Source organism: Myxococcus sp. NMCA1 (genome assembly GCF_026810205.1).
In the GTDB taxonomy this organism is placed as follows: domain Bacteria; phylum Myxococcota; class Myxococcia; order Myxococcales; family Myxococcaceae; genus Myxococcus; species Myxococcus xanthus_A.
In genome coordinates, this window is the sequence record NZ_CP113950.1 from 9,270,292 (window position 1) to 9,290,303 (window position 20,012).

Sequence of the window (20,012 nt, forward strand, 5' to 3'; positions counted from 1 at the left end):
GCATCAGTCCAGCAGGTGCGGGTTGCGCAGGATGAGCAACCCCGCCTGCACGGTGGCGGCGTAGTCGTTGAGATGCCCGGCGTCGACGAGCACCGTGGCATCCCGGCTTCCGCCCGCGACCAGCGCCGCATCCACCTTCTTCGCCCCCTGGTTGTACGCGGTGAGCGCCAGCCGCCAGTCGCCATAGCGCGCGTGCAGGTCCGACAGCAGCGAGGCGGCGGCCTCCGTTTCACGCGCCACGTCCAGCCGCTCGTCCCGCGCGTCGCTCACCTCCAGCCCGTAGCGCCGCGCCGTCTCCGGGATGAACATCCACACGCCCGCGCCACGCATGCCCGGTGCCAGCGAGGGCCGGCCATCCGTCTCCGGCATGTTCGTCGCCGCGGATTCGACGACGGCCACGGCCAGCAGCCCCTCGGGCAGCCCCTTGTCACGTAGCGGCGCGGAGAGCGCCTCCCGCTGCGTCACCAGGTTCGCCAGCGCGCGCTTCATGAACGCGCGTCCCTTCTCCGAACCGGTGAGCGTGTTGAGCCGCGCCAACACATGCGCGTCCACCACCACCGGCAAATCTCCCTCCGGCTGGCTGGACCGGGCGAGCGCCTGTGCCTCCGCGAGCGTCACCGCGCGGCCCTGCGCCACGCCTTGTGACAGCGCCGCGAGCGGCACCAGGACGAGACACAGCGCGGCCAGGAGCGCGGAAACACCCTGGGCACGGGCGGGACGAGGCTGGAAGAGCATCTGGATTCTCCGGGTGGTGGGGTGGGACATGCCGGTGACACCGGCGGGAAGGGAGGACTCGGGCCGCACCGACAAGGCCGCCTGGAGCAGACACCGCGCGTAGGCCTGCGCCTGGGCCCGGCCACTGGCCACCAGCGCTTCGTCACACGCCAGCTCCTGGAGCGAGGCCATCCACCGGGACAGGGCATATGCGCCCGGATGCCAGAAGAAGGCGCCCGTGAGGACGAGCCGCGCGAAGGCCCGGTGTGTGTCGCGCTGACGGTGGTGCTGAAGCTCGTGAAGCACCGTCAGCCGGAAGGACTCCGCGTCCTCCAGCAGCGCGGGCGGCACCACCACCCACGCGGAGGGCTGACGCCCGGCGCGAGGAAACCACGCGGAGAAGGCCGGCATGCCCGCCTCGCCCAGCACCACGGCGACACGCCCCACGCCGCGCACGCGGGGCAGCGACTCCAACTGGCGCAGCATGCGCGCGTGCCGCACGAGCGCCCGCGTGATGAAGGCGCCTCCTCCCACCAAGAGCGCCAGCGCCGCCGCGGGCAGCACGGGAGGCAGCGCGGGCGCGGACTCCCGAGCCCGCGCAGGCTCCGCCACCGGACGCGGCTCCCACAAGGGCGCGGGCAGCCGTCCCGCGTGGCGCGCCACGGAACGCTCGAAGGTGAAGCGGGGCCCGGTGGGAACCAGCGCGTGCACGGCCGCGGCCAACAACGGCAGCACCAGCGTGAGCAGCAACACGCCGCGCGCAACCTTCAAGGACTGCCGCGCCGACAAGGGACGCCCCAACCATGCCAGCAGCGCCAACGCCAGCCATGCCAGCGGCGGCGCCACGGCGAGCAGCAGCGCCTGCGTCAGATAGAGCGACGCGAGCTCACGCAGCACGGCGCTCACGGCTTGCGGCCCTTCGCGTCGAGCAGCTTGCGGAGCTGGTCCACATCCGAGGCGGACAGGGGCACCGCCTCCACCAGCCGCGCCACCAGCGCGGAAGGCGTGCCGTCGAACACCGTCTCCACCAGGTGGCGCACGCTCTGCGCCTCATAGGCGTCGCGCGGCAACACCGCCGAGTACAGGTGGCCACGGCCCTGCTTGCGGCTCTCCACCACGCCCTTCTGCTCCAGGATGCGCAGCACCGTGGAGACGGACGTGTACGCCAGCGCGCGCTCCGGCGGCAGCGCGGCGAGCACGTCCGCCACACTCACCTCACCGAGGCGCCAGACGATGTGCATCAACTCCAGCTCCACCGGCGTCAACGGCCGTGGAGCCACTTCGGGCTCAGGCTTGCGAGTCACGAGCGAACCTCCGTGACGCGCAAACTACTAAGGGCTTAGTTTCAAATCAACTAACCCTTTAGTTCTCCACCGGCGGAGCACCCGGCCCTACACACCGAGCGCCTCCCGCAGCTCCGGCAGGCGCCGCGACTGCACCGCGCCGTAGACGAACCGGTCCGGCCGCAGCACCACCACGTCCGCGGCGCGCTTGGAGAACCAGTCCGCCAGCTTTCCGGTGACGTCCACCAAGGTGGGCGCGTCCTCCTCGGCGCCGTCCACGGCCTCCGCCGGAGGATGGAACGTCAGCATCCGGCCCCCCAGCGACTCGGCCAACTCACGCGCCGCCTCCAGCTCCGCCGACGGCGCGTTGCCCCGGCACAGCACCGTGAACTCATTGCCCAGGGTGTCGTCCAACAGGACCTCCTCACCCGACGGCAGCTTCACGCGCGGCTGGATGAAGTACTCGCCCTTGTCGCCGAAGTAGTAGCCGCTCGCGTGCGCCGGGGCCTCCTTGAACTCGAAGCCCTCGATGAACTTGCGCACCCGGGGGATGCGCTGAAGGGTGCGCATCAGCGCGTCACGCGCGGAGGCCACCCAGGGGTTGCGCGCCAGGAACAGGTGCCCCACCCGGACACACAGCTTCTGCACCGCCTCCACGTGCGGCCGGCGCTCCTGCTCATAGGTGTCCAGCAGCGACGCGGAGGACTGCCCGTGCAGCACGCGCTTCAGCTTCCACGCCAGGTTGGACGCATCCCGCATCCCCGACACCAGGCCCTGGCCCATGAAGGGCGGCATGGTGTGCGCCGCGTCGCCCAGCAGGAAGACGTTGCCCTGGCGCCAACGCGCCGCGTTGAGGCAGTGGAAGGTGTAGACCTGCGCCCGCTCGATGCGCACCCGCTTGGGGTCCACGTACGGCGCGATGAGCTCGGCGATGGTCTCCGACTTCTCCAACTGCTCGCGCGTCTCGCCGGGCATCATCATGAACTCCCAGCGAATCTGATTCACCGCGCCGGTGGCCACGAAGGCCGGACGCTTCGGGTCGCACACGAAGCGGCAGATTTCCGGCGCCTCCCCGTCCACCACGGTGCCGGACACCGCCAGCCAGGGCTCGCCGTAGGCCCGTCCCGACATCGGGATTCCCATCACCTTGCGCACGGTGCTGCGCGCCCCGTCACACGCCAGCAGGTACTTCGCGCGGATGGAGCGCTGCTCCCCGGTGAGCGAATCGCGGTAGCGCACCGTCACCCCGTCGGAGTCCTGCACCACGGCCTCCACGCTCACGCCCTTGCGCAGCTCCACGTGCTCGAAGCGGTTGAGCCCGTCGCGCAGCGCGCCCTCCAGCAGCGGCTGGTGGAAGAACCACAGCGGCGTGTGGCCGAAGCCGAAGTCCGTCTCGCCGGTGTGAATCTCCGCGAAGCGCTTGCCCGTGCCGCCCACGTACTCCGCGAAACGGCTTTCCCGCATGTTGCTTTGCAGCAAATCCAACAGCCCGGTGGACTGGTAGATGCGCAGGCCTTCGTCGTCGCACGAAAAGGCCCGGGGCTCGCCGTGCGGCGTCACGTCCCGCTCCAGCAGCAAGGTGCGTACACCCATGAGACCCAGCAGGTTGCCCGTCAACGCTCCCACCGGACCACACCCGCTGATGATGACGTCCACCTGCGTGTCCGTCTGCTGACTGTCACAACCCATGGATGCCTCCCGGGGCAATGTCTGGCATTTTTAATAACGAATCAGGTGTGACCACGGTGTGACGGGTACGGAAGTCTGGATCAGCATCCGCTCAGAGCGGCGAGCTGCCGTGTGACGGAAAAACCACACGCAAAAATTGTCACTGCTGGGGCAATCCCTACCCGTGACGGAGGTTTTCGGCGGACGTGTTACCTTAGGGCCCCGCCCATGCGAGGAATCCCGGAGGACATGGCAGCCGACGGCCTGGTAAATACACAACGCTTTCACCTGGAACTCTTGGGCGAAGCCCGGCTCCGGGTCGGCGACACACGCATCCCGCTGGAGCGGCGGACCGCGGGCGTCCTCGCATGGCTGGCATTGGAAGGCCCTCACCCGAAGTACCGCCTGGCCGGACTCCTGTGGGCAGAGTCCGGGGAGACGACCGCGCGCAACAACATGCGACAGCTGCTGCGCCGGCTGCGGCTCGCCTGCGGCTCGGAGCTGGTGCAAGGCACCGACGTCCTCTCGCTGTGTGAGGGCGTTGTCTCGGACGCCGCCGAACTCCAGGCCCACGTGCTCGCGGGGCGATTCTCGGAAGCCCTCATGCTGGATGGCGTGCTCCTGGGCGCCCTGGAATACGAAGATTGCTCGGAATTCCAAACATGGTTGGAAGGCGCGCGTGAGCGATTGGACAAGCTTCGCCGCCGGGCCGCCGTGGCGGAGTCGGAGTCGCGGGAGAAGCGGGGGGACCTGACGGGTGCGCTGGCGCTCGTGGAGCAGCTCCTCACCATGGACCCGTATTCGGAAGAAGCGTGGCGCCGGCTGATGCGGCTGCACTACGTGGCGGGCGACCGAATGGCCGCGCTCAACGCCTTCGAGCGGTGCCGCCGCCTGCTGCGCGAGGAGCTGGACACCACGCCGCTGCCGCAGACGGTGGCCCTGGCGCGCGAAATCGAGCGGGGCCCGCCCGCCCCCAAGCAGGTGCCCCCACCCACGAGCCGGCTGCCCCTGTCCGTGCTCCGGCCACCCGTCCTGGTGGGCCGCGAGCGCGAGTGGGCGAGGATGGAGGCCGCCTGGGAGGCGGGGCAGACCATCTTCATCTCTGGCGAGCCGGGCGTGGGCAAGACGCGCCTGGCCCATGACTTCGCGGCGTCGCGGGGCAGCTACCTGCTGCTGGAGGCGCGGCCCGGTGAACAGAGCGTGCCATACTCCTCGCACGTGCGGCTGGTGCGGCAGATGCTGGCCCGGGTTCCCGATCCAAACCTGCCGAGCTGGGTGCGGCGCGAGCTGGCGCGCCTGCTGCCGGACCAGGCCGGGCAGGAAGGCCTGCCCCCGCCCATGGCGGACGAGGCCGACCGCAGCCGCTTCCTGGAAGCGCAGTGCCAGCTCGTCTACCAGCTCGCGGCCAGCATGGACGCCATGGTGGCCGACGACCTCCAGTTCATGGACAGCGCCACCGCGGAGTTCGCGGTGCTGATGCTGTCGCGCCGCCACGCGCCCGAGCCCGGCGGCCGTTTCCCGCGCTTCATCGACACCTACCGGACGGATGAGCTGTCGCCCCAGGCCACCGTCTTCGTCCAGCAATTGGTGACCGCGGGGCTGGCCATCCTGGTGGAGTTGCAGCCCCTGGGCTCCGCTGCGGTGGGCGCGCTGCTCCAGAGCCTGGAGCTTCCCGGCGCGGAGAAGCTGGTGCAGGACGTGACGCGGCACACCGGCGGCAACCCGCTCTTCATCACCGAGACACTGAAGTACCTGCTGGAGACCGGCGGCCTGGAACGCGGCTGGCCCGAACACGTCCCCGCCTCCGGCCGGGGCCAGCAGCTCATCCAGCAGCGGCTGGAGCGGCTGTCCCCCTCCGCGCTGCTGGTGGCCCGGCTGGCGGCGCTGGCGAAGACGGACTTCACGCTGGAGCTGGCCAGCGAGGTGCTGGAGATGAACCCGCTGGCGCTCGTCACGCATGTGGCGGAGCTGGAAGGCGCGCAGATTCTGAGGGGCGAGCGCTTCACCAATGACTTGCTCTTCGAGGTGGTGCGCCAGGGCATCCCCGGCGCGCTGGGCACGCTGCTCCACCGCCGGCTCGCCGTGGCCCTGGAGCAGCGCGGCGCCGCGCCCGTCGTCGTGGCCCAGCACTGGCTGGACGGCCACGAGCCACGCCGCGCGGCCCCCTTCCTCGTCTCCGCCGCCAACGCGGAGGCCGCCGCCCTGCGCCACCTGGAAGCCGCCCTGCTCTATCACCGCGCCGCCGCGCTGCTGGACGAGACGGGCCACGCCGACGAGGCTGCGCTCGTGCGGGGCCGCGTGCGCAACATCCCCACCGCGTAGCCGGGCCGGCTCGGCTCAGCGAGGTGCCGCCGTCACCTCGCGCGCCACGTCCAGGAAGGCGCGGAAGGCGGGCGACACCTGCGCGCGGCTGGGGAAGTAGAGGAAGAAACCCTCCACACGCGCCGCGTAGGGCTCCAACACCAGGCGCAAGGTGCCGCGCGCCAGCTCCGCCTCCACGGACGGCTCGAACACGTAGGCGAGCCCCAGGCCCGCTTCCGCCAGCCCCACGTGCGCCTTCCAATGCGCGCTGATGAACGGCCCGCGCACCGGCACGCGCCAGCTGCGCTGCCCGCGCTCCAGCTCCCACTGGTAGATGGAGCCCGTCGTCTCGGAGCGGATGCAGAGACAGTCGTGCGTCAGCAAATCCCTGGGCCGCTCGGGCGTGCCCCGCCGCTTGAGGTACGCGGGCGCGCCCACCACGACGAAGCGGAAGCCGCCCGACAGGCGCACCTGCACCATGTCGCGCTCCAGCGCCTCCGACATGCGGATGCCGGCATCCAGCCCCTCCGCCACCACGTCCACCAGCCGGTCCTCCACGCGCAGGTCCACCTCCACGCGCGGATGGAGCTGGAGGAAGCGCGCCAGGATGGGCGTCACCACGGGCGTGACGGCGACGGTGGGCACGGTGAGACGCACCGAACCAGACACCTCGCCCGGCTGGGCGGTGGCCGTCTTCAGGGCATCGAGCGCCTGCTCCACCGGCGGCCCGGCGGACTCCAGCAGGCGGCGGCCCGCGTCCGTGAGGGACACACTGCGCGTGGTGCGGGTGAGCAGCACCACGCCCAGCCGCGTCTCCAGCTGCCGGACGGACTGGCTCAGCGCGGACGCGGACACGCCCAGCTCCGTGGCGGCCGCGGCGAAGCTGCGCTTGCGGCCTACCACCAGGAAGGCATTCAGGGCGTTGAGCGGCGTGAAGGCCATTGTGAAGATTTCCTAACCAGCGCGTCCCGATTTCACCTGTTTCGCGCGAGCGAGAGCGGGCGCATATTCCGTTCCGCCGAGCAGTGACAACACTTCAAGCGCCAGGAGAGCACCCCTCATGATTCCCGTTCGCGGCTACGCCGCCCAGGACGCGAAGTCCCCCCTCGCCCCGTTCCAGTTCGAGCGCCGCGAGCCCGGCCCCAGCGACGTGCAGATTGAAATCCTCTACTGCGGCGTCTGCCACTCCGACCTGCACCAGGCGCGCGACGAATGGGGCGGCTCCCTGTTCCCCATGGTGCCCGGCCACGAAATCATCGGCCGCGTGGTCCGCGTGGGGGACCAGGTCAAGAAGGTCAAGGTCGGAGACATGGCGGGCGTCGGCTGCATGGTCGACTCCTGCCGCACCTGCCCCAGCTGCCAGGAAGGCCTGGAGCAGTACTGCGACAAGGGCAACATCCAGACGTACAACGGCAAGGAGAAGGACGGGCGGACGGCAACTCAGGGCGGCTACAGCGAGGCCATCGTCGTGGACGAGGCCTTCACGCTGAGGATTCCGGAGAACCTGGACCCGGCCGCCGCCGCGCCGCTGCTGTGCGCCGGCATCACCACGTACTCGCCGCTGCGGCACTGGAAGGTGCAACCGGGTCAGCGCGTGGGCGTGGTGGGCCTGGGCGGGCTGGGTCACATGGGCGTGAAGCTGGCCAAGGCCATGGGCGCTCACGTCACCGTCTTCAGCCACACCGACCGCAAGAAGCAGGACGCCGCGCGCCTGGGCGCGGACGCCGTCGTGGTGTCCTCGAACAAGGAGGAGATGGCCGCGCAGACGGGCAGGTTCGACTTCATCCTCGACACCGTCTCCGCGCAGCACGACCTCAACGCGTACCTGCGGCTGCTGCGCCGGGACGGCCACCTGGTCCTCGTCGGCGCCCCGGAGAAGCCGCTCGACGTCCGCCCCTTCTCCCTCATCCCCATGCGGCGGAGCTTCTCGGGCTCGATGATTGGGGGTATCCAGGAAACACAGGAAATGCTAGACTTCTGCGGCAAGCACAACATCGTCTCCGACATCGAGCTGATTTCCATCCAGCAGGTGAACGACGCCTATGAGCGGCTGCTGAAGGGAGACGTGAAGTACCGGTTCGTCATCGACCTCGCGAGTCTGCGGAAGTAGCCGCCCGGGAGCTCCGGCTCCCACCTCGCGGGACAACAGCCGCCAGGCAACGACTGCCCCGGCTCGAAGTCGCGCCCCGCCCACCGGCCTTGGAGGGCAGGACAGTGCACGCCATTGCACATCGTCCTGCCCCACTGGTCAGGTGCCTGCTCGCCGTTCGGTGCGAATTCTCAGAGCATGACTACGACGATTGCGCAGGCCGGTTTCGTGAAGGTGACGTCCCCGTACCCCGAGGAGCAAGAGCTGCTGGATCCGGCGCTCGCCGCCCCCACGCCCCAGAAGGCAGCCCAGCTTCGCCAGAAGGCGAGCCATTGGCTCAGCCGTGCACAGAAGGAGCTGCACGACGCCATCTTCGCGCGGGACGGCTCGGAGGCCGGACTGGACCGTTATGCCAGCGCCCGCGCGGAGCTCGACTCGGCGGAGACGTGGGCCCTGCGCGTCGCGGAAGCCTTCTCCATGCGCCGTGATTGACGACGAGCCGGGGGCCCTGGCGCCGGACCGTGGCGCCGGGCACCCCAGCGGACGTCACGCCACCCGGGCGGGAGCCTCTGTCCTTTCGGCCTGGGCGCCCTCCGTCAGCGGCGCCGTCAGCGGCGCCGGAGCGGGGCGCTGGCCGTAGGGGAAGTGGTCCTTGAGCTTCAGCATGTGCTTCTCGAAGAGGTTCCAGCTCACCAGCGCGAGCCCCAGCGAGAGCCCCGCGGCCACCACGTAGAACACCAGCTGCATGGGCATGTCCGAGCCCGCCACCGTCTTCAGCGGCGTCTTCAGCACCGTGCGGCGCAGGATGGCGTCCAGCGGCGAGTGGATGAGGTAGATGGCGTAGCTGTACTTGCCGAAGGTGAGCAGCAGCCGCGTCGTGAGGAAGCGGTGCAGGACGTGGCCCTTGGAGACGGCCACCGCCTTGTACACGCACACGGCGTAGAGCACGGCGATGGCGGTGTAGCCGCCCGTGCGCTTCACCAGCTCGAAGGTGGGGCCCACCGGCAGCACCACCAGCGCGAGCACCACCGGCACCGAGGCCCAGGCCGCCCAGCGCATCCACGGGAACGCCTTCAGGCCCAGCCCTTCCGGGTGGCGCAGCGCCATCGCGAGCAGGCCGCCCATCGCCAGCGAGTCCACGCGGCAGAACGTCACCACGTAGGTGCTCTCGATGCTGGCCCCGTACAGCGTGAGCCCCACGCGCACCAGGATGGCCATGGCGATGGTGCCCAGGCACAACCGGATGGCGCCCCGGTACGACACCGCGGCGATGAGGAAGGGCCAGACGATGTAGAACTGCTCCTCGATGGCCAGCGACCACACCACGCCGAGGATGGGGTGCGTGGTGTCCACCCACAGCTGGTAGAAGTTGGAGAGGTACAGCAGGTACCAGACGGCGCCGTCGGTGGTGATGCGCTCGTCCAGGCCCAGCCGGCCCGCCAGCGATGGCAGCACCAGGAACGACACCGCCAACGCCAGGTAGTAGAGCGGGAAGATGCGCAGGAAGCGGCGCATGTAGAAGTTGCGGAAGAAGTACGGCTGCCCCTTCGCCTCCCAGAGGATGCCGGTGATGAGGAAGCCGGAGAGGACGAAGAACAGGTCCACGCCCGTCCATCCGGCGCCAGCCAGCCACCACGTCACGCGTCCCGCCACGCTCTGGTCGCTCAGGTGGGTCGTGTGGAAGAACACCACCAGCAGGACGGCGAGGCCTCGCACACCGTCCAGCACGGGCAGGTGGCCCTGCAGGCGCGGAGCGTGCGCCGTGGGTGCATCCACACGGCCAGAGTTCAAGGACATGAAAGTTCTCTTACCAACAACGACTGTCATTCAACAAGACCACCACCCAGCGTGCGTGGGATTGCGATGCGGGGTGTCCGTCCTGCCACCAGGCAGCCATGCGCGGGAAAAACGCACGCGCGCGTGAAACTCCCGGGCGGCTCGTGACACCTTGGTGCCGTGGCCCTCCTTTCCGCGATGAAAATGGTGCTAGCAGGTGCGCCCCCGTCCGACACGGACCGGGAGCGGACGCTGCTGCGCCGGGCGCGCACGGGTGACCCCGCGGCCTTCCGCTGGCTGTTCGAACGGCATGCCGCGGGGGTGTGGCGCTTCTTGAAGGATTTGCTGCGCGACGAGGCCGCGGCGGACGAAGCCACGCAGGAGACCTTCGTCCGCGCCCACGCGCGGCTGGGCGCGCTTCGCGACGAGGACCGGCTGGGCGCGTGGCTGCTGGGCATCGCCCGGCACGTGTACCTGGAGTCGCTGCGGCACCGGGGCGTCCACGTGGACATGGACGATGAAGTCCATGGCAGCCAGGTGGAGGCGGTGCTGCCCACGCCCACGCCAGAGGACCTGCTCCTGGACCGGGAACTGGAAGGACTGCTGGCGGGCGCGCTGGGGACGCTGCGCGAGGACCGGCGCGCGGCGCTGCTGCTGCGCATCGACCACGGCCTGCCCTACGAGGAGATTTCAGCGGTGATGGGCTGGTCGCTCCAGAAGGTGAAGAACGAAATCCACCGCGCGCGGCTCCAACTGCGCGAGCACCTGGCCGCACACGTTGGAGGCCACTCATGAGCGCTTGTCGCGAAACTGAACTGGACGCGCTGCTGGCCGACGAACTCTCCCCCGAGGACGCCGCGCGCGTCCGCGCTCACACCCAGGCCTGCCCCGCCTGTCAGCACGCGCTGAGTTGGCTGCGCGCGGAGCGGGGGTGGATGGCGCAGCGAGCGCGGCGCATGCCGGCGCGGCCCGCCCTGGACTTCGCCGCGTTGGAGTCCCGGCTGCGAAAGCCCGTGGTGCCCGCCGCCCCGAAGGTCAGCTGGATGCACTGGGGGAAGATGCTGACCGCCGCCCTGGCGTCGGTGGCCTTCGTGAGCATCACCACGCTCCAGGTGACGCGCCTCCCAAGCGCCGACGAGCCCTGGTCCCGGAACGACGCGCGCACCACCGCCACGCGGACCGTCGACTGGTGTGACGACCCTTCACGGGAAGCCGTGGCGGCGCTGGAAGCCCTGGTGGGGGCGTGCCTGGTGGCCTCCCCCTTGATAACCCTGCGCTGACGCCGGCCGCGGTGACCTACGGCGCCGGAGGCAGCCGGCTCTCGGCGTAGTCGATGGCCTCCACCGCCTGCACCAGGCCGTTGCCGTAGTTCGGATCCCACCCGGTCGGCCCCAAATCCCTGGCCGTATTGAGCAGGGCGTCGCGCACCATCTCCGCATTGAGCCGCTGGGGATTCACGCTCCACACCAACGCCGCCACCCCGGCCACGTGCGGTGTCGACATGGAGGTGCCCGTCTGCAGCGTGTAGTCCAGGCCGGAGACGTCCAACGTCACGTCCTGTCCCATGAGCTCGCGGAGTACGTTGGCCGACTCCAAGGACACGGAGACGGTGGGCACCCACAGCTTGGACGGCCCGTTGAGGGTGAAGTTGCCCGTGCCCTCCTCCGCGGTGTGGTTGCCGATGATGACGGCCTTCGCTCCGGCACGGATGGCGTTGCGCACCTTCTCCTCGAAGAGGATGCCGCCGCCGCGGTCCACGTAGGCGACGAAGCCATCACAGGTGGCGGCCTCTCCACAGTCGGAGACGCTGCTGCCCAGGCCGCAGTTCACCAGCCGCCCCGAATAGGCGCCCACGGCCGAGAACTCCAGGGGGTTGGACACGAACTGCTGGCTGCTCGCGGCCACCTCGCCATACGGCGCCCCGCCGATGATGGTGGCGCTCAACACGCCCACGCCGGGGGCCACCAGATTGATGCCCAGGCCGTACTGGGAGAAGCTGGCCCACTCCTCAGCGAAGGTCACCGCTCCCACGCCCACCACGGAGTCGTACCTGGCCGGGAAAGCCACCTCGCCCGCGCCGGAGTTGCCCGTCGCCGCGATGGCCAGCACGCCATTCGCCTTGGCCTGATTGAAGGCCAGCTCCTCGGCATCGCTTTTCGACCCGGCGCCCAGCGACAGCGACACGATGTTCGCCCCCTGCTCCTGGCACCACTGAAGCGCGGCGATGACATTCACGGTGTCACCCGTGCCGCGCTCGTTCAGCACCCGCGCGATGAGCAGCGACGCGGTGGGGGCCACGCCCACCGTGCCGTTGGGGTCCTCGCCCAGCCGCACCCGGCCGCCCCCGCCCAGCTGCGCGGCGATGGTGGCCGCGGTGTGCGTGCCGTGTCCGCCGCCCCACAGCAGCACGTTGCCCTTCGAGTCCACCTGCGCGTCCAGCGCCAGCGAGTTGGCGGACCCGCTGATGAAGTCCTTGCCCCCGATGAAGGCGGCCTGCAGCTCCGGGTGGCGGTTGTCCCAACCACTGTCGATGACGCACACCTTGATGCCCGTGCCTGAAGGCCGGCCCGGGTCAAGAGCCCCGTCGTTGTCGGCGTCCCAGACCTGGTTGGCCTGCACCATCTTCAGGCCCTCGGTGTACTCCCCCACGGAGCCCACGGTGTTGGGGGGCGGCCGCGGCTCCGCGCCCAGCCACGACTGCGCGGGCAGTGGTGGCCGCGACATGCCGAGCGCGTACACCGGACGGTTGGGCGACACCGACACCACGTCCGGATTCCGGGCGAGCGCCGCGCGTGCCTCGGGAGACACCCGGGCGGACAGCATGTTCAGCGACGGGACGCGCTGCTTCACCTGGCCTCCAGCGCGCGTCACCTCGTTGGCGAAAGCATCCGTGTTGGCCTGCGCGGAGGCGAAGACGCGCTGCCGGAAGGCGATGATGACGTCCTCCGTGCCATCGTCCGTCAGGGCCGCCTCGCTTCGCGCCGCGGACACCACCGTCGGCAACTGGGACATCCCCTCGGTACCGGGGCACGCCTTGGGCTCCTGCTCCGAGCCACATGCCATCAGCCCCCCGACCAGACCCAGCCAGACGCAACGCTTCATTTCACGCTCCTCGAGTGCCCGTCCAGCAGGCGTCGTACGTCACGGCGCGGCTGATGGATTTCCAGGGACGCGCATGAACGGGAGGACACCTGCTTCCGTTCCCGGAGCGCAAGTTAACCACGTCAGCGAATCGGCCGCTCGCGCCCCTGTTCGTGGCAGGACGTGCTGGGCAAGCAGCCGATGGGTGCGGCCGTGAGCCAGCGAACGCTCCCCTGAGGGGGAGCGTTCGCCCTTTCACGCCTCGGCCGGATCCACGCCAAAAAGGCGGAGCGCATCGGCGGCATAGACGTCCAGCTGCCGCTGCGTCTCCGCGGCGTCCCAGCCCAGCCGGGGCGCCATGACCTCGGCCGCCACACGCGCGGCCGCATTCCCCTGGTCGCGCGTCTCGAACGCCACCTTGAGGCGGCGGATGAGCAGGTCCGACAGGGTGTGCACCAGTTCGTGGGTGACACCCCAGGCGGCCTCGGCGGCCCGGTAGGGAAGCCCCTCGGCGAGCGGCCGGGACAACGTAGCGTCCTCTCGCGTCAGGGCCCACACGCGGCGCCAGCGGCTGCCATAGGCGCGCACCAGGTGTACGGCCGTGGCGTCGTCCCCCACCTCGGCGCGAGCCGCGGCGAACTCGGCGTCCAGCGCGCGGATGTCTCCACCCGGCAGGGGCAACGCATCCGTGGGCGAGCGGCGACGGGGCTGGCCCAAGCGTCGCTCCACGGCGTCCACCACGTCGCGCGCCATGACGCGATAGGTGGTGAGCTTGCCACCGCTGATGGCGAGCACGCCGGAGGGGCTCACGTCGATGGCGTGCTCGCGGCTGGCACTGCCCGCGTCGGCCTGCGTGCCGTGGTAGCCGCTGGCCACCAAGGGACGGATGCCGGCCCACGCGCTCACCACGTCCGCGCGAGTGAGGCGCGCCTCGGGGAAGAAGGCGTTGGCGGACTCCAGCAGGTAGGCCACGTCGGACTCGCTGGCGCGGACCTCCGCGGGGTGCGCGCGCGTGGACGTTTCCGTGGTGCCGATGATGGTGAAGTTGTCGGCGGGCAGCACGAACATCACCCGGCCGTCCTTGGGGGACAGCAGCGTGAAGGCGTCGCGGTGGTTGATGCGCTCGCGCGGCACGGCGAGGTGGACACCCTTGCTGCCGCGCACGGCCGGGCTCGTCCCATTCGGCGCATCCAGCCGGCGAATCTCATCACTCCACGGGCCAGTGGCGTTGACGATGACCCGTGCGCGCACGGTGACTTCCTCCCCGGTGAGGTGGTCCACCACCGTCGCGCCGTGCGCTTGTCCCTGCTCCAGGACGAGCCCCTTCACGGACGCGTGGTTGAGGACGACGGCCCCCGCCTCGGACGCGCCCACGGCATTGGCCAGGGTGAGGCGCGCGTCGTCCGTGGCCGCGTCGTAGTAGCGGGCGCCGCCCTTGAGGTGGTCGGTGCGCAGGCCGGGCTCTGCCGCGTGGACCTGCCGGGCGTTGAGCCGCCGGTAGCCCTTCACGTTCCGGAAGAGGGAGAGGGCGTCGTAGAGCATGAGGCCCGCGTTGAGCTTCCAGCGGGGCACGCGGGCACCCGCGTACACGGGCCAGATGAAGGCGAGCGGACGCACCAGGTGCGGGGCGAGCCGCAGCAGGCGTTGACGCTCGATGCTGGATTCGAAGACGAGGCCCAGGTGGCCGTGCTCCAGGTAGCGGAGGCCGCCGTGGATGAGCCGGGACGAGCGGCTGGAGGTGCCACTGGCGAAGTCATCACGCTCGACGAGCGCCACCTTGAGGCCCCGGAGCGCGGCATCCCGCGCCGAGCCCGCGCCGGTGACACCGCCCCCGATGATGAGGACGTCGAAGGCCTCCGTGGCCAGGGCCCGCAGGCGTGCTGCGCGGGACGGAGGCGGGGGCACATCTGCTTCGGAGACAACACGGCTGAGCGCGACGGATTCAGAACGCACGGCATAAGTGTAGCGACGTTGGCCGGCGAGGGCAGCGGAAACCAATGCACTGCGTCAAGCGCGCTACACGGAGCGAGGCTACATGTGTCCGCGAGGCACCCATCCGAGGGGGGACGGTGCCTTGCGCGTCCGGATGAAGACAGATAGGAGGCGGCCGACCCTCCCCTCACCCCGGGCTCCACGGCCTTGTTGAACCCCCACGACCGACGCGACCTGGCCAGCCTGGGACTGATGGTCCTGGTGTACGGGCTCGTGGTGGCGCCGGTGCTGCACGCGGTGGTGGAGCACGGCGATGGTGGTCATCACCCCCCCCATGCCCATTCACACCCGCACGGGCGCGCCCACGCGCACGGTGCGAGGAACGAGCACGCACACCGTGGCGATGAGGGCGCGGGGGAACCCGCACCCGACAGTGAGCGAAAGAGCGGGCACGAGCACCTGACGGGCTCCGTGGAGCACCTGCAGGCGGTCGCGCTGGCCTGGGCGGTGATGAAGCTGCCGCGCGTGCGTGAGGTGTCGTGGTTGGCGGAGCTCCAGCGAGGCCCCACGAGGGCCCCCGGCTCCGCGGTGCGCCCGACGGCGATGCCCCAGGGCCCGTAGCCGTCATCATCCTTGCGCAGCCAACGCAGGGAGCCACGCGTGCGGGGCACGCATGGGTCCGTGTGTCCTGCTCGCTGACTCACTTCTAAACCCGTCCCGGTGGGGTCACTCCCTGAGGCGTCGTGCGCCGCGCGAAGTCCGAGCGTGCGCAAGACGCCCCAGCAAGGGGCCTGCGCCGCCGTGTGTCCGTACGTGCCCGTGCTCCTCGTTGCCGCAATGTCGTCGTGTGTCCTCGCCCTATCGCCCTCGAACCGTCCGCCAGACGTGGCACGAGAGCCACCTCCCGCGTCCGAGCGTGCCGCGGCAGTCACGGGCACGAGCGCACATGACGACGTGCCGCCCTCTGTCAGCACGGAGCGCCAGGCATCTGGCTGGTCAGCACAAGCCCAGTCCGCAGCGTCCGCTGGCGAATCCGCCGCGCATACGCCCCAAGCCAATTCGACGGCCCAACTGCCTGCCGCGCCGAACACGCAGACGCGTGCACCAGAAGCGACGAGACACGGAGCCGCGCAACTTCCCGCCGTGCAGCCATCCAAGGCCATCCAGTCCACGAGCACGGTCGCGCAGCCAACCCATCCACCCGCAGCCAGCGCCATCACGTCCGTGAACTCTCCGGCGGAAGCGGACACATCCCCAGCCAACGAGCCCGGACAACTTCCCAAGGAAGCATCCCCCCCTCACCCCATCGCCCAAACCGCCGACGAAGTCTCGTCGGAGGCAGGCCCCGGTCCGCGCTTCTCCAAGCAAGACGCCCAGGCCGAGGAGTCCCCATCCATCGCGCAGACCGCCGACGCCCCCTCGTCGGAGGCAAGCCCTCGTCCTCTCCCCTCGGAGCAGGAGGCGTCCCTCACCAGCGCATCCGCTCTCGAGGCCAAGGAGCCGCCGTCAAAGTCCACGGTGGTGCGCGGCGCGCGTCCCGCGCAAAGCGCGTCCGAGGTGACGCTGGGCCGGGACATCCTGGACGCGGCGCCACGCAGGAACGCGGTGGACCTCCTGCGAGCCGTCCCTGGCCTCGTGGCCTCGCAACACAGCGGAGAGGGCAAGGCCCAGCAGCTCTTCCTCCGAGGCTTCGACGCACTGCACGGCCAGGACGTGGAACTCGACGTCGGCGGCCTGCCAGTGAACGAGGTGAGCCACATCCACGCGCTGGGCTACGCGGACATCAACTTCGTCATTCCAGAGGTCGTGCAGGCGCTCGAAGTGACGGAAGGTTCCTACCGCGCCGCGCAGGGTGACTTCGCCGTCGCGGGAACGGTCCGCATGGACCTGGGCGCCGCCGAGCCCGGCGTCCACCTCTCTGGCACGCTGGGTCAGTACGGTCAGCGCCGGCTCGTGGCAACAGTGCGGCCGGGAGATGACGCGGGAACCTTCGCCGCGGTGGAGCTGGGTGAAGGCAGAGGCTTCGGCGCGCAGCGGGGCTACGGCCGCGCCTCTCTCCTCGCGCAGGCCAGTGCGACACTCGGAGATGGGCTGACGGTCCGCGCACTCGGAGGCAGCTACGTCACGCGCTTCGACTCTCCGGGCGTGGTGCGCGAGGACGACCTGCTTTCGGGCCGCAGCGATTTCTTCTCCGCCGCCCTGGGCCGCCAGGGCGGTTCGGTGTCACGGCACCAATTGCTGCTCGGCGTGGACCTGCCCCGCACGGGGACCGGGCGCACGAAGCTGGAGGTCTTCGGAATCCTCTCGGACCTGCGGCTGCGCAACAACTTCACCGGCTTCCGTGTCGACGAGCGCGGTGACGGCCTGGAGCAGACGAACAACGCCACCACGCTGGGCGCCCGCGCCGAGCATCGGAGGTCCGTGGCGGCCTTCGGTCGCCCGGTCGCGCTGGCGCTGGGATTGGGCGCACGGCGAGACAGCGTGGAGCAGACGCAGCGGCGCTACCGCGAATCCGACGGCACCTTCTTCTCCGACGAGATTGACGCGGCCTTCACCCAGACAGACGTCTGGGGCTGGGCCGAGGCCCGCATGCCGCTGGGCCGCTGGAGCTTCCGGTTGGGGGGGCGCGCGGACGCGTTGGGTGTGGAGGTCTTCGACGCGCTCGCTTTCCGGGACCCGCGCTACTACGACGGACAGGGCTATTCGCGCAGTGCCTTCGGCGTCCACCTGGGCGCGAAGGCAGGCGTGGAGTACGCGCTGGGAGATGACGCGGACGCCTGGCGCCTGTTCGCCAGCTACGGTGACGGCTTCCGCTCGCCGCAGGCACGCAGCCTCTCTGAGGGCGAGCGCGCCCCCTTCGTCTCCATCCGAGGCGCGGAGCTGGGCTCGCGCAAGGACGGCGAGCACTGGGCCCTGCAGCTCAGCCTCTTCGGCTCGCAGGTGGACAACGACTTCTTCTTCGACCACACCGTGGGCACGACTGTGTACACGGGCCAGACGCTGCGCTCGGGCGTCTCCGCCGCGCTCCAGGCCCGTCCACTGTCAGGGCTCGTCACCTCGGTCAGCGCCACGTTCGCCCACGCCTACGTGCGAGCCTCGGACACACTGCTGCCCTACTTCGCGCCCTTCGTCGCGCGCGCCGACGTGGGCTGGGACGGCCCGCTGACCTGGACGGGGTTCGGCGGTAGCACGCTGTCGCTGGGCACGGGGCTCACCTTCATCGGTCCACGCCCGCTGCCCTTCAGCGAGCGCAGCGCCACCGTGTTCCTCGCGGATGCGCACGTCGCCATCCGCCGGGGCGAGCTGGGGCTGAGGCTGGAGGTCTCGAACCTGCTCGACGCGCGCTGGAGGGATGGCGAGTTCGTCTACGGCTCGCGCTTCGACCCTGCCGCCGCGGCGAGCCTCGTCCCGGCAAGACATTTCACCGCGGGGTCGCCTCGGATGGCCTCGCTTTCCCTGGAGGTCCACCTATGAATCGCAGACACATCCTCACCGGCGCGCTGGCCCTGGCCGCCGCGGCCACGGTCCTGAGCGGCTGTGGCAGCGAAGCCGAGCGGCGCACGTTTCCCGTGGAGGTGACTTCCACGCCCATGTCGGGCGCCAACGAGCGAGGCTGGACGGTGACGGTGGAGTCCGCGCACCTCTCCGTGGGCCCGGTGCGCTTCTTCGAAGGCCGCGCGCTGACGGCCCGCCGCTTCGACTGGTACACGCTCATCGGCGGCACGGCCCATGCGCACCCCGGACACTACTCACCGGGCGACGCGCTGGCCGAGGTGCTGACCACCCGCACCGTGGACCTGCTCACCGGCGCCACGCTGGGCGACGCGAGCGCGGTGACCGGCGAGTACGGCTCCCTGGAGCTGACGCTGACGGCCCCCACGCAGGCCACCGACGCCCAGGGCGTGCTGAGCGGACAGGCGATGCGCGTTCGCGGCACGGCGCGCAACGCGGAGGGCGTCGAGCGGCGCTTCGACGCGCTGACAAGCCTGCCCAAGCCCATTGAGGGCGTGCGCTTCGAGAAGTCGCTGGGGATGGAGGCGGGCCGTGTGCGCATCGCCGTGAAGCTGGGGACGTGGCTGGGCCGCATTGACTTCGCCACCGCGACCGATTCGGACGCGGACGGCGTCTACACCTTCCCCGCCGACAGCCAGGCGCAGAACGCGCTGGTGCGCGGCGTGGAAGACACCACTGCCTACGTCGTGACGTGGGTGGAAGGAGCTGCGCAATGAAGAAGTGGATGCTGGGGCTTTCCTGTCTGGGACTGATGGCGTGCAGTGACGGCGCGGGCACGGTGACGTTCACCACCTACGGCGAGGACTACATCGAGAAGGAGATTCCCGCGGCCGTGGGTGACGAGGACGGCATCGTGGACGGCTGGACGGTGCGCTTCAGCAAGTTCCTCGTGGTGCTCGGCGAGGTGAAGGTCGGCAACCACGACGAGACCGCCATCGAGATGACGCAGGCGCGGGTATTCGACGTGCACAAGCCCGGCCCGGTGGTGGTGGAGACGTTCCGCGATGTGCCGGCGCAGGAGTGGGACCACGTCAGCTTCGCCATCGCGCCCAATGCGAACGCAGTCGCGGGCAACGCGGATGCCGCGGACGTCACGCGGATGAAGGACGGCGGCTACTCCGTCTACATGGAGGGCACGGCGACCAAGGGTACGACGACCAAGCGCTTTGCCTGGGGCTTCACCACCAACACCGTCTACGAGCACTGCAAGAGCCCGGGCCTGGGCGAAGGTGTGACGGTGCCCAAGGACGGCGAGGAGACGGTGCAGCTCACCATCCACGGCGACCACCTCTTCTTCGATGACCTGCAGTCGCCGGACGCGCAGATGCGCTTCGACGCGCTGGCCGCCGCGGACAACCTGGGCATCGCGGGTCCCGACGGAGAGGTGACGCTCGAGGAACTGGCGGCGGTGGACCTGACGGAGCTGCCGTCGGGGCAGTACGGCACGGGTGGCGTGGGCAACGTGCAGACGCTGCGCGACTTCGTCACGGCGCTGACGCGCAACCTGGGGCACTACCGCGGCGAAGGTGAGTGCGAGCCCCGGGCGCGCTGACCACGCGGTGGGATGCTGGCGCGGTGGCACGGGCACGAACGGCCGGCCACCGCGCCAGCATGAGCCCCCAGGCCCGGGGCCGACCCTCCCCGGGCCTGGAGCC

16 protein-coding genes are annotated in these 20,012 nt (G+C 70.3%); 9 read left to right on the forward strand and 7 right to left on the reverse strand.

Annotated features, from left to right (window positions below; genetic code table 11):
• Positions 1 to 3: 3 nt before the first annotated feature.
• The 3 genes from OZ403_RS38455 to mhpA form a co-directional block, all read right to left on the reverse strand.
• Positions 4 to 1,620, reverse strand: a complete 1,617-nt coding sequence (locus OZ403_RS38455) for a transglycosylase SLT domain-containing protein (protein WP_268783105.1) — start codon at positions 1,618 to 1,620, stop codon at positions 4 to 6.
• A complete protein-coding gene (locus OZ403_RS38460) occupies positions 1,617 to 2,018 on the reverse strand; it encodes a BlaI/MecI/CopY family transcriptional regulator (RefSeq protein WP_140796139.1) in 402 nt (133 codons plus the stop codon). The genes OZ403_RS38455 and OZ403_RS38460 overlap by 4 nt, the downstream gene beginning before the upstream one ends.
• 87 nt (positions 2,019 to 2,105) lie before the next feature.
• Complete coding sequence (mhpA, locus tag OZ403_RS38465; protein ID WP_140796140.1) at positions 2,106 to 3,686, reverse strand: bifunctional 3-(3-hydroxy-phenyl)propionate/3-hydroxycinnamic acid hydroxylase MhpA; 1,581 nt, start codon at positions 3,684 to 3,686, stop codon at positions 2,106 to 2,108.
• A 228-nt stretch (positions 3,687 to 3,914) separates the two neighbouring features.
• On the opposite strand from mhpA, the gene OZ403_RS38470 reads away from it, so the two are divergent.
• On the forward strand, positions 3,915 to 5,987 hold the full coding sequence (locus OZ403_RS38470) for a BTAD domain-containing putative transcriptional regulator (protein WP_140796141.1): 2,073 nt from the start codon (positions 3,915 to 3,917) through the stop codon (positions 5,985 to 5,987).
• Between the two features lie 15 nt (positions 5,988 to 6,002).
• On the opposite strand, the gene OZ403_RS38475 is transcribed toward OZ403_RS38470, so the two are convergent.
• On the reverse strand, positions 6,003 to 6,908 hold the full coding sequence (locus OZ403_RS38475; RefSeq protein ID WP_140796142.1) for a LysR family transcriptional regulator: 906 nt from the start codon (positions 6,906 to 6,908) through the stop codon (positions 6,003 to 6,005).
• A 118-nt stretch (positions 6,909 to 7,026) separates the two neighbouring features.
• On the opposite strand from OZ403_RS38475, the gene OZ403_RS38480 reads away from it, so the two are divergent.
• Together OZ403_RS38480 and OZ403_RS38485 are read left to right on the forward strand one after the other, a co-directional pair.
• The gene (locus OZ403_RS38480; protein ID WP_268783106.1) at positions 7,027 to 8,076 is read left to right on the forward strand and encodes an NAD(P)-dependent alcohol dehydrogenase; all 1,050 of its coding nucleotides are present in this window, start codon (positions 7,027 to 7,029) and stop codon (positions 8,074 to 8,076) included.
• 177 nt (positions 8,077 to 8,253) lie between these two features.
• Positions 8,254 to 8,547: a FruA-associating protein, FapA gene (locus tag OZ403_RS38485; RefSeq protein WP_090495641.1), complete on the forward strand. Its 294-nt coding sequence runs from the start codon at positions 8,254 to 8,256 to the stop codon at positions 8,545 to 8,547.
• Positions 8,548 to 8,601: 54 nt separating this feature from the next.
• On the opposite strand, the gene OZ403_RS38490 is transcribed toward OZ403_RS38485, so the two are convergent.
• Positions 8,602 to 9,852 carry an acyltransferase family protein gene (locus OZ403_RS38490; protein WP_140878067.1) on the reverse strand — a complete coding sequence of 417 codons (1,251 nt, stop codon included), beginning with the start codon at positions 9,850 to 9,852 and terminating at the stop codon, positions 8,602 to 8,604.
• A 159-nt stretch (positions 9,853 to 10,011) separates the two neighbouring features.
• On the opposite strand from OZ403_RS38490, the gene OZ403_RS38495 reads away from it, so the two are divergent.
• Complete coding sequence (locus OZ403_RS38495; RefSeq protein ID WP_090495643.1) at positions 10,012 to 10,626, forward strand: RNA polymerase sigma factor; 615 nt, start codon at positions 10,012 to 10,014, stop codon at positions 10,624 to 10,626.
• Entirely contained in the window at positions 10,623 to 11,111 is a 489-nt protein-coding gene (locus OZ403_RS38500; RefSeq protein ID WP_140857998.1) for an anti-sigma factor family protein, read from the forward strand. The genes OZ403_RS38495 and OZ403_RS38500 overlap by 4 nt, the downstream gene beginning before the upstream one ends.
• A gap of 16 nt (positions 11,112 to 11,127) precedes the next feature.
• On the opposite strand, the gene OZ403_RS38505 is transcribed toward OZ403_RS38500, so the two are convergent.
• The gene (locus OZ403_RS38505) at positions 11,128 to 12,933 is read right to left on the reverse strand and encodes a S8 family serine peptidase (RefSeq protein WP_140858001.1); all 1,806 of its coding nucleotides are present in this window, start codon (positions 12,931 to 12,933) and stop codon (positions 11,128 to 11,130) included.
• Between the two features lie 234 nt (positions 12,934 to 13,167).
• The gene (gene glpD / locus OZ403_RS38510) at positions 13,168 to 14,865 is read right to left on the reverse strand and encodes a glycerol-3-phosphate dehydrogenase (RefSeq protein WP_268783107.1); all 1,698 of its coding nucleotides are present in this window, start codon (positions 14,863 to 14,865) and stop codon (positions 13,168 to 13,170) included.
• Positions 14,866 to 15,051: 186 nt separating this feature from the next.
• On the opposite strand from glpD, the gene OZ403_RS38515 reads away from it, so the two are divergent.
• The 4 genes from OZ403_RS38515 (at position 15,052) to OZ403_RS38530 (ending at position 19,909) form a co-directional block, all read left to right on the forward strand.
• The gene (locus tag OZ403_RS38515) at positions 15,052 to 15,465 is read left to right on the forward strand and encodes a hypothetical protein (RefSeq protein WP_268783108.1); all 414 of its coding nucleotides are present in this window, start codon (positions 15,052 to 15,054) and stop codon (positions 15,463 to 15,465) included.
• Positions 15,466 to 16,362: 897 nt separating this feature from the next.
• Positions 16,363 to 18,318 carry a TonB-dependent receptor gene (locus OZ403_RS38520; RefSeq protein ID WP_268784932.1) on the forward strand — a complete coding sequence of 652 codons (1,956 nt, stop codon included), beginning with the start codon at positions 16,363 to 16,365 and terminating at the stop codon, positions 18,316 to 18,318.
• A complete protein-coding gene (locus OZ403_RS38525; RefSeq protein ID WP_140800496.1) occupies positions 18,315 to 19,073 on the forward strand; it encodes a hypothetical protein in 759 nt (252 codons plus the stop codon). Before OZ403_RS38520 ends, OZ403_RS38525 begins: the two co-directional genes overlap by 4 nt.
• Entirely contained in the window at positions 19,070 to 19,909 is an 840-nt protein-coding gene (locus OZ403_RS38530; RefSeq protein WP_140796149.1) for a hypothetical protein, read from the forward strand. Before OZ403_RS38525 ends, OZ403_RS38530 begins: the two co-directional genes overlap by 4 nt.
• Positions 19,910 to 20,012: the final 103 nt, after the last annotated feature.